A 9,323-nucleotide genomic window follows, 5' to 3' on the forward strand; every position below is an offset into this window, starting at 1 on the left:
CCCTCCTTGACCACTTCCTGCGAAACACTCATGACAACACTTCTACTTGTTGGAACAAGCAGCGGGGATCCGTACTCGGCGGTTTTTCTCGCGACTCTTCCGAGAATAACTATACTCGCGATCGTCTGGATATTATCCATATCCATTATACCGGGTACGTATAGAACAGGCCTGCCCATTTCGGTTGCCCTGCCTACAGCATCATCAACCGCCGCCAGCCCTCCTATTTCGCGAATGTAGAGTTCTTTCCCCCGCTTTCCAACTTCGATATAGTAAATTATGACTGCCATTATCAAAGAAAGGATAATAAGCATTCCAATACGGCCGGAATAAAGCCACTGGGCGGATGCGACTGCCTGCACCTCATCGGAGCAGGCTTCAGCAACTCCCCCGCGGAAGGAAAGTATCCAGTAAGAGTAAGTAATGCCGTTCCAGGCTGAATCATCAGTGCAATCGGTGAAATTTCCAGGCAGAGTCGCAATCAGCTCTTCGGAACCGGCGGGGTCTCTTCTCATTATTCCAAGAGAATCCGGCCTGATTCCTTCGCTTTCCATGATCCAGCTGAGTTGAACGGAGTCACCTTCATCGTTTGGAATATCGGATGCCTGCAGATCTGCTATCCTGCAGACTTCATGTGCCAGACCGACATTCTGCAAAACGCTTTCAGGCGGGTCTGTATTATCGGCCAGAGCATGTCCTGCCAGAGACACAAGCAGAACCGCAATAACAGCCGAAAGGTTTCTCATGTTCCCTCCTTCCAATTAAAGAAGATGCCCCTGGATATCCAGAGGCATCATCTCTATAAAATCAATCACGTTCACTTTGCAATATTCTATTCCTCAATCAGCTCCACATTCGCCCGTGGAACTGTAGCGGTTTCTCCATTCTCGAATTCAACTTCCAGCACTCTTACATGAGCTTCGGAATCCAGCACCTGGAGTTCCGCAGGGAGCGCTGCCACTTTACCCAGCTTCCCGAAGTAGGGTGCGCGAATACAGCGGATGGGGGAACCGATATCCATAGCGCCGGCCTGTTTATCCGAACCGATGTCACTAAGCGTTTTATCAACGGGGATAACCAGTTCCGGACGCATGACACCTGCCCTTATCTGAGTAGCGCCGTTTACGCTGGTAAGCATACCCTTTCGAGAACGGAGAAGATCAAAAGTGCCATGAGCCATGGTCATCCTTCCGAAACCTTCTGTAAGGATGAGCGTTATGCCTTTCTTCTCGTGTCCGGTTATGGCAACACCCAGATCATATCCGAGAAATTCCTTAAGGTCCTTATCATCAAAACCGCCCACTATTATCGCTTTTACTCCAGTAGCGATAGCCTTTTTAAGGGTTTCGTACGAGACAAAAGAACCTCCAAGAAGGATCTTGCCTCTGCAGGATTCATCAATGAGATCTCCCGTGAGTTCCTGCTCCGGGCTATCCGCACAAACTTTAAGCTCCCCGCGAGTTTCACCGCCTATCCCGAAAATACCCTGAACGAACGTCGCGGTGGCCTTGATGATCACGCCTTCGTTTTCAAGTATTTCAGAAACCGTTCCCTTTATATAAGCATCGATCTCCACAGGAATAGGAGGTTCGCGAAGAACAGCCTGTCCTGTAATGTGGTTGTAGCTTTCAAAAGTCCCCTTGATAGGGGATCTAACCGTGTTTTTAAAAAGACCGAATAAGCCTTTCGTCTGACCTATAGGTTCATTCTCCTCAAGCGGGTCACCCTCGTTTTTAAACAGAAGCTCAGGAATATCTCCCGGAGGCATTCCCATGATGTTCGCGATGTTCATCATCTTGACATTGCCCGGAAGTTCCGTCCTGGCGACAACTGTTTCTCCTGTTACTGAATCACCGACATTAACCAGAGTTTCTCCGGCGAGAGGAAGCCTTCTCTCTTTCAGGATTTCAGTAACACTGGCAACTCTCAATCCCGGTGTATATGCAAAAGCCATTATTCGCTCCCCTCCAGATCCAGAAATCTGTCCGGATATATGTCAAGCGCCTTTGCCCATTCCTGAAGTTTTGCGATTCTCTCTGAATCATCCTCGGGAAGATTGAAAGGTTGTCTTCCTCTTCCGTCAAATACAAGGCCGACCACACCACCTTCAAGCTCGCCGGTCCATTCAACGCCGGGACCGGAACCGACATCAAGGTTCTTCGCCGGTTTAATTACAGATTGAACCTTCTCTCCGACTCCAAGTGGCAGAACGAACATTTTTCCACGCTCTATCTTAAGTTCCTTTGATGATCCATCAGACATTTTGATGCTGACATCGGCAAGAACGTCCGTCTTCTTCAGCTGTCCGGAAGGAGCCACACAGGATCCGAGCCGTATAAGACAATCTTTATCGAACACCTCTGTAGCAGCCTGTGGAAGTACTTCTGACAGTACACCGAGCTGAGGCATCATGAAAATCGAGTCCACCGCCAGCATCGTTACGCCCTCCGGAAGGAATGCGTCTATGACCATGAGAGCGGCCTGACTTCTTCTGGGCGCGTGAGAGAGAACTCCTCCCGATCCTATCAGCAGATCAAGATTCATCATATTTACCAGAGTTGCCCCGGTTTGTGTCTGCTCGAAAGCATCGCCGATAGTTCTCTCCTGGGCGACACCCTTAAGACCGGTAGCCAGTTCCTTATGCTGCACCAGCGCAAGCCTGAGAGCCTCTCTGGCAATGGCCTGTTCAACAATAAGTTCTTTCAGCATCTGCGGAATGGTCGTTGGACGTATCATCTTGTTTCTGATCCTGTTTCTGAGGTCCGCCTCATCCATATGGAAAGGAACCCAGCGCATGACATTGTCAAATCCCGCGCTTGCAAGAACATTTGATACGCTGTAACTCAGACCAAGATTTGCGGATACGGTTCGGTTGAAAACAGTTTCATCTCCACTTGTAAAAACGCTGAAAACATCTGTTGTCGCACCGCCTATATCAACACCCATCACTTCGATATTCTCATTCTTCGCGACAATCTCGATCAGTTTCCCCACAGCGCCTGGAGTAGGCATGATGGGAACCTGTTTCCATTTGCCGTCAACGTAATGCCCTGCCCACTCCATTAACCTTGGATAACCGGGAGCTTGAGCCATGACATGTTCCATGAACAGTTCATGAATCAGATCTCTTGCCGGACCGAGATTTTCTCTTTCAAGAACAGGCCGAAGATTATCCACTATCTTCAATTCGGCCTGATCCCCGAGTTCCTTCGCGACTTCCCCGGCAGCATCCTTATTACCTGCATAGATGACAGGAAGTTTATAGCCTACGCCAAATCTGGGTTTTGGATCGGCAGCTTTTATGATTTCCGCAAGTTCAACTACGTGATCGATCGTACCGCCGTCGATACCTCCGGAAAGGAGAATCATATCAGGTCTCAATCGTCTGATGTCCGCAACCTTCTCATGTGCGAGCCTGCCGTCGTTGGACGCAACCACATCCATGACGATGGCGCCTGCGCCGAGAGCCGCGCGTTGGGCGCTTTCACCGGTCATCGTCTTGACAACTCCGGCCACTGTCATCTGAAGACCGCCTCCGGCGGAAGAAGTGGACATATAGATATCCACTCCGTCTTTGCTGTCGGGAGATACCTGAACAGTACTTCCGTCAGCCTTCAGGAATTTTCGCCCTTCGAGATCCTCGATTTCACCTACCGCGTTAAGTACCCCTTTGGTAACATCCTCAGCGGGAGCTTCGACAGTGGTTGGTGCCTCTCCCCTTCGGATGAGACGGTACTCACCATCCCTCTTTTCGATAAGAATGGCTTTTGTAGTGGTACTGCCGCAGTCCGTTGCCATGATTCTGGTGATTTCTTTATCGGCCACCGCTATTAACCTCCTTCTTCTGTATTGCTATCCTTGCTCCTGTGCATGAGCCGGCTCCAGAAGGTCTTTCTGTTGCTTTTTTCCTTCCGGCGAGTCTCTTTCAACTCCCTGCGGCTCTGAACATCACGAGCATTTTCTTCTTCAATCATAATCGTAAGCTTCTCTATATTTTCCCTGTTTTCGATCATCCGGATGAACTTGTAGTAATTACCGGATTGGACTACAAGTGAAACAACCGGATTAGCAAATATAAGCATCTGATTCCCCAGAAACGACAAGGGTTTAATCGATTCCAGAAATATTATTGCCGGTACAGTCAATTGTCTCTGCACTATGGCTTTTGAAATTTTCTCCATGAGATCCGAGTAATCCTCGGTGCCCTCGAGATCAATTAGATCATGGCTGCCCGGCGGTATGTGTCCTGATGTATTCAAGGACTTCCTTTCTGTTTCTTGAAAACTGCACTGACATTCCCCTGAATTTCGCAAGTCTGGTTGGCTGCGGGAAAGGGCTCAGAAGAACACCATACTTATCCGGAACAATACTTCTGACCTGCGTCCAGGTCATACGCTCCTTACCGAAGAGAGACTTTTTGCTGACACCATCATCACCCATCCTGAATCGAATTGGAAGAAAATATGTCCACCCTGAGAGAAACAGTACGAAAGCAAACACAAGTCCCCACCAGAGATTATTCCCCATTATCACAGCTGCCAGAAAACCGGCGAGCAGAATGATTGAGACATACGCTACCGTTGCCCAGGGACGCTCACCGGCAGGATGGGAAATCCATTCAAGTACAGCTTCCGGCTTATCCGTTGTATCTGTCACTGTTCCTCTTCATCCGAAGGTTCCACGATACACAGTTCCTTGACAGCTTGGACCTCGTCCAGTCTGAGAACCGGCGTGTTCACCGGCGCGTCTGTAACAAGGTATGGCTTTTCATCGCATTCCCGCGAAATTGAAATCATGGCCTCGGCAAAAGCATCGAGATCCTCGATCCCTTCAGTTTCCGTAGGTTCTATCATCATCGCTTCATGCACAATCAGCGGGAAATACACTGTTGGCGCGTGAAAACCGTAATCAAGAAGCCTCTTCGCCATATCCAGCGTTTTAACACCCTTCTCCGCCTGCCTGTCTCCGGAGAGGACGAATTCGTGCATGCAGGGACCGTTGTTAAATGGAATATCAAAATACTCCTCAAGTCTCGCTTTCAGGTAATTAGCGTTTATCAGGGCATTCTCTGTTACTTCCCTGAGCCCTGCGCCGCCAAGGGTCATGATATATGCGAAGGCTTTATAAAGAACTCCAACATTGCCGTAAAACGCCAGCAGTCTTCCAAATGAATTCTGCTTTTTACAGAGTGAGTAGCTTCCATCCTTATTCTGAATCACAATCGGATCTGGAAGAAATTGAGCCAGCTCCGCTGTGCATGCCACAGGTCCGGCGCCGGGGCCACCGCCTCCGTGTGGTGTGGCAAAAGTCTTATGCAGGTTAAGATGGCAGACATCAAATCCCATATCACCAGGTCTGGCGACTCCCATAAGGGCGTTCATATTGGCGCCATCCATGTAATTCAATCCACCGGCCTCATGAACAATCGAGGTAAGCTCCTCTATTCTTGATTCAAAAAGACCAAGAGTATTCGGATTGGTCAGCATGAACGCAGCTGTATCAGGGCCAGCCTTTTCCCTGAGGTCATCAGGATCAACCTCGCCGAGTTCGTTAGATTTCACTCCAATTATCACGCAGTCGGCAAGAGTTGAAGTTGCCGGATTCGTGCCGTGAGCAGAATCAGGCATAAGGACTTCATTTCTGTGTTTCTCTCCTATGCTTTCAAGATAGCTCTTTATGAGCATCAAGCCGCAGAACTCACCCTGTGCGCCGGCAGCAGGCTGAAGAGACGCTTCTTTAAAACCGGTGATTTCGCAAAGATAATCAGCAAGCTTATACATTATCTCGAGAGTTCCGGCAGCCATGGCTTCAGGGACAAGAGGGTGTATTCCTGAAAGTCCCGGTAATCTGGCGAGATTCTCGAAATGCTTGGGGTTGTATTTCATGGTACAGGAACCGAGCGGGTACATACCCTTCTCAACATGATAATTCATGGTGCTCAGGTTCACGAAATGCCGCATAACCTGGTTTTCCGCTACCTCGGGCAGACCGGTTTTCTTACCTCTTGAGAGCTCCTCAGGAATATCGGACGAGACCGGTACATCTAGTTCGGGAAGAGAAGAGCCGATTCTGCCGGGACTGCTCATTTCAAAGATGGTTTTCATTGATCAGCACCTCCGCAACAGATATCAGAAGCGATTTTTACATATAGATCCATTTCCTGCTTCGTCCGTTTTTCAGTTACGGTTATCAGCATCACTCCCTCACCGAGTTCAACAATGGGAAGTCCCGCAAGGATGCCTTCTTCTGCCATACTATCCCGAATCTCCAAAGAGGAGACGGGAAATGAGACAGTAAATTCTCTGAAGAAAGGAGTATCAGCGAACACGCTGCTTACACCGGGAATTTCCAGCAGCTTCTGCTGAAGGTAATGGCTCTTGTGGAAACACTGGTTCGATACTTCCCTGAATCCGCTCTCACCCATCAGAGATAGATAGACCGTATTCGCAAGGGCCATCAGAGCCTGATTCGAGCAGATGTTACTTGTGGCTTTTTCCCTGCGTATGTGCTGTTCTCTTGTCTGCAGAGTCAGTACGTATCCTTCCTGATCGGCTCTGTCAGAAGTTCTTCCGATGATCCTGCCAGGCATCTTTCTCGCAAGTTTTTTCCGGGTTGCCATAAAACCGATATACGGACCGCCATAGGACATTGGAATACCCATGCTCTGTCCTTCTCCGACAACGATATCAGCTCCGGCATCACCGGGCGAACGGAGAAGCGGAAGCGCTACAGGATCCGCGGCGACAATCAGCAATCCATTATACTCATGAATCAGTTCAGCCATTGGCTGAAGATCCTCAATCAGTCCGAAGTAGTTTGGATACTGAACAAGTATTGCCGCAGTTCCACCTTCAATCAGTTTCGCGGCGATTTCAAGATCAAGTGTACCGTCCTCAAGGAATGGAATCTCGTTTATCTCGAAGTCATCTCTTTTCAGGTAAGTCCGCACGACATCAGCCCACCGTGGATTCAGTGATCCCGCGGTGAGGATCCTCTGTTTCCGGGTTACTCTCATCGCCATCAGACATGCTTCAGCGGAAGCGGAAGCACCATCGTACATGGAAGCATTTGCCGCCTCCATGCCGGTCAGTCTGGCAATCATCGATTGATATTCAAAAATAGCCTGGAGCGTCCCCTGGCTGACCTCAGCCTGATAAGGTGTATACGCGGTATAGAATTCACTTCGAAGCAGAATATGATCAACTGCCGCAGGGATGAAATGGTCGTAAGCACCGGCTCCAAGAAAGCAGATCTTATCCGCTCCGGTATTTTTACCTGCATATCCTTCAAACTCGCGCTGGAGTTCAAGTTCTGAAACAGGATCAGGAAGATCAAGATCTTCTTCAAGCTGGTACTTCAGCGGGATTGATTTAAGAAGGTCACTGACACCTTCAACCCCGATAGCGCGAAACATCTTTTCGAAATGCTCCCCGCAGTTCGGTATGAACCTGCTCATGGATTACTCGCCGATGAATTCAGAGTACTCGGCAGCGCTCTTGAGATTACTGAAACCGGAAGAATCATCAGTGGCTATCACAACAAGCCAGCCCTTTTTATATGGATCTTCGTTAATGAGCGCGGGTTCATCCTCAAGGTCAGTATTTACACGTACGATTTTCCCGGCAAAGGGAGCATAGAAATCTTCAGCGGTCTTTACTGCTTCAAGAGATCCAAAAATATCTCCTGCACTGAATTCTTCAAGACCGGGAAATTCAACCATGACAATTTCACCCATCTGATCCTGGGCGTAATAAGTCAGACCCATCATGTATTCACCATTACCGAGATCTTTAACCCACTCGTGAGAGTCAGTGTATCGGAGACCTTCCGGAATGTTCGACATATCTTCCTCCTTGTGTTCCTGATTACTTCCTGCTGCCATCTTTGTAGAATGGCAGTTTTACAGTTTTGACAGGGATTCTTTTCCCTCGTACTTCAGCTTCCAGTTCAGTTCCGCTCTTGTGGAAACCCTTTTCGACGAAAGCAAGACAGACTCCGTGTCCCAGTGCAGGTGCAAGTGAACCGCTGGTAACGATACCAACCTTGCGATCGCCCTCGAACAGTTCAGCTCCATGCCTGGGAAACCCTTTGCCTGTTACTTCAAGACCTACGATGTACCGCGCAGGTTTCTCCTTCTTCTGTCGGGCCATTACCTCACGACCTATGAATTCTTTATTCGTCTTCAGTTTCACAACCCAGCCGAGTCTCGCTTCTATTGGAGTCGTGGTGTGATCGATATCATTGCCGTACAGAACGTAACCCACTTCAAGCCGGAGCGTATCTCTGGCGCCAAGGCCTACCGGTTTGATTTCATATTCTTCACCGGCCTTCATAACGGCATCCCAGACATCCGTAGCGTCTTCGGCCTTTATGTAAATCTCGAATCCGTCTTCGCCGGTATATCCGGTTCTTGCGATAAGAGCCTCTTTCCCCGCGAATGGACCTGAAGCGTGGCAGTAATAACCTATGCTTTCCAGATCTGCATCCGTGAGCTTCCCGGCAACTTTCTGCGCGTCAGGCCCCTGAATTGCGACAAGTGCGATATCATCGCTTTCATTCGTCAGGGTCATGTCATACCCTGTTGTATGATTGTTGACCCAGGCCCAGTCCTTTTCGATGTTTGATCCGTTAACGACCATGAGAAATTCTTCATCCGATATTCTGTATACGATAAGATCATCGACTATTCCACCGTCGGGATAGCACATGGTTGAATAATATGCCTTGCCCGGTTCCACATCAGAATCGTTTGTCAGAAGGTAATCGAGGAATCGAGATGCGTCCTTCCCCTTTACTCTGAACTCACCCATGTGAGAAAGGTCGAAAACCCCGACACCTTTTCGGACCGTATTGTGTTCTTCTTTCACAGTTGTATACTTTATAGGCATTATGTAACCTGCAAAGGGTTCCAGTTTTGCTCCGAGGCTCACATGCCTGTCGTACAGAGGCGTTTTTTTGTCCATATGGTTTCTCCTGTACTAAACTTTTTCATAAGAATAATTGCCAGAATATACGGGAATGAATTTACATAAACGGGAAACAAAATGCAATGAGCAGAAAAGGAACTGAATCACAGAAAAAAGGCAAATCCTGATGAAAATCAGCATTTCACGGAAACTCAAAAGAAAGCTCCGCAGGGAAGCCCGCAGGTCAGGTAAGCCTGATTGTTTTTATGCGCTTTTTGCCGAAGCTGTCGCAAGAAGATGGTTTCTGAGAATGAGAACTCCATGCTGGAGAACAGATGAAAAGCCGGATACTGAAAGAAGGTACAGCCTCCTTTTCCGTAACGGCAGAAAGGCAATAGTCCTTCCTTCAAATCATAG

At 48.6% G+C, this 9,323-nt stretch carries 10 protein-coding genes; 1 reads left to right on the forward strand and 9 read right to left on the reverse strand.

Annotation, left to right across the window (positions count from 1 at the left end; translation table 11 throughout):
* The 9 genes from K8R76_04685 to gcvT form a co-directional block, all read right to left on the reverse strand.
* Nucleotides 1-746 (reverse strand): hypothetical protein (locus tag K8R76_04685; GenBank protein MCD4847469.1); only part of this gene is annotated, 746 nt, incomplete at its 3' end.
* 86 nt (nucleotides 747-832) lie between these two features.
* The gene (locus K8R76_04690) at nucleotides 833-1,954 is read right to left on the reverse strand and encodes a hypothetical protein (GenBank protein MCD4847470.1); all 1,122 of its coding nucleotides are present in this window, start codon (nucleotides 1,952-1,954) and stop codon (nucleotides 833-835) included.
* Entirely contained in the window at nucleotides 1,954-3,798 is a 1,845-nt protein-coding gene (locus tag K8R76_04695; protein MCD4847471.1) for a glutamate mutase L, read from the reverse strand. The genes K8R76_04690 and K8R76_04695 overlap by 1 nt, the downstream gene beginning before the upstream one ends.
* 32 nt (nucleotides 3,799-3,830) lie before the next feature.
* A complete protein-coding gene (locus K8R76_04700) occupies nucleotides 3,831-4,259 on the reverse strand; it encodes a hypothetical protein (protein MCD4847472.1) in 429 nt (142 codons plus the stop codon).
* Nucleotides 4,222-4,656: a hypothetical protein gene (locus K8R76_04705; protein ID MCD4847473.1), complete on the reverse strand. Its 435-nt coding sequence runs from the start codon at nucleotides 4,654-4,656 to the stop codon at nucleotides 4,222-4,224. Before K8R76_04705 ends, K8R76_04700 begins: the two co-directional genes overlap by 38 nt.
* Nucleotides 4,653-6,104 carry an aminomethyl-transferring glycine dehydrogenase subunit GcvPB gene (gene gcvPB, locus K8R76_04710; protein MCD4847474.1) on the reverse strand — a complete coding sequence of 484 codons (1,452 nt, stop codon included), beginning with the start codon at nucleotides 6,102-6,104 and terminating at the stop codon, nucleotides 4,653-4,655. The genes K8R76_04705 and gcvPB overlap by 4 nt, the downstream gene beginning before the upstream one ends.
* Nucleotides 6,101-7,456: an aminomethyl-transferring glycine dehydrogenase subunit GcvPA gene (gcvPA, locus tag K8R76_04715; protein ID MCD4847475.1), complete on the reverse strand. Its 1,356-nt coding sequence runs from the start codon at nucleotides 7,454-7,456 to the stop codon at nucleotides 6,101-6,103. The genes gcvPB and gcvPA overlap by 4 nt, the downstream gene beginning before the upstream one ends.
* Before the next feature lie 3 nt (nucleotides 7,457-7,459).
* Nucleotides 7,460-7,843, reverse strand: a complete 384-nt coding sequence (gcvH, locus tag K8R76_04720) for a glycine cleavage system protein GcvH (GenBank protein MCD4847476.1) — start codon at nucleotides 7,841-7,843, stop codon at nucleotides 7,460-7,462.
* A 22-nt stretch (nucleotides 7,844-7,865) separates the two neighbouring features.
* Nucleotides 7,866-8,963, reverse strand: coding sequence for a glycine cleavage system aminomethyltransferase GcvT (gcvT, locus tag K8R76_04725; GenBank protein MCD4847477.1), 1,098 nt, complete (start codon nucleotides 8,961-8,963; stop codon nucleotides 7,866-7,868).
* A gap of 130 nt (nucleotides 8,964-9,093) precedes the next feature.
* Between gcvT and K8R76_04730 the strand changes: the two genes are divergently transcribed.
* Nucleotides 9,094-9,323 (forward strand): hypothetical protein (locus K8R76_04730; protein ID MCD4847478.1); only part of this gene is annotated, 230 nt, incomplete at its 3' end.

It is taken from the genome of Candidatus Aegiribacteria sp. (assembly GCA_021108435.1).
GTDB lineage: Bacteria > Fermentibacterota > Fermentibacteria > Fermentibacterales > JCC-6 > Aegiribacteria.

Coding starts and splice junctions, on each gene's coding strand:
- K8R76_04690 (MCD4847470.1), bottom strand. CDS start 1,954: ATGGCTTTTGCATATACACCGGGATTGAGAGTTGCCAGTGTTACTGAA.
- K8R76_04695 (MCD4847471.1), bottom strand. CDS start 3,798: ATGGCAACGGACTGCGGCAGTACCACTACAAAAGCCATTCTTATCGAA.
- gcvPB (MCD4847474.1), bottom strand. CDS start 6,104: ATGAAAACCATCTTTGAAATGAGCAGTCCCGGCAGAATCGGCTCTTCT.
- gcvPA (MCD4847475.1), bottom strand. CDS start 7,456: ATGAGCAGGTTCATACCGAACTGCGGGGAGCATTTCGAAAAGATGTTT.
- gcvH (MCD4847476.1), bottom strand. CDS start 7,843: ATGTCGAACATTCCGGAAGGTCTCCGATACACTGACTCTCACGAGTGG.
- gcvT (MCD4847477.1), bottom strand. CDS start 8,963: ATGGACAAAAAAACGCCTCTGTACGACAGGCATGTGAGCCTCGGAGCA.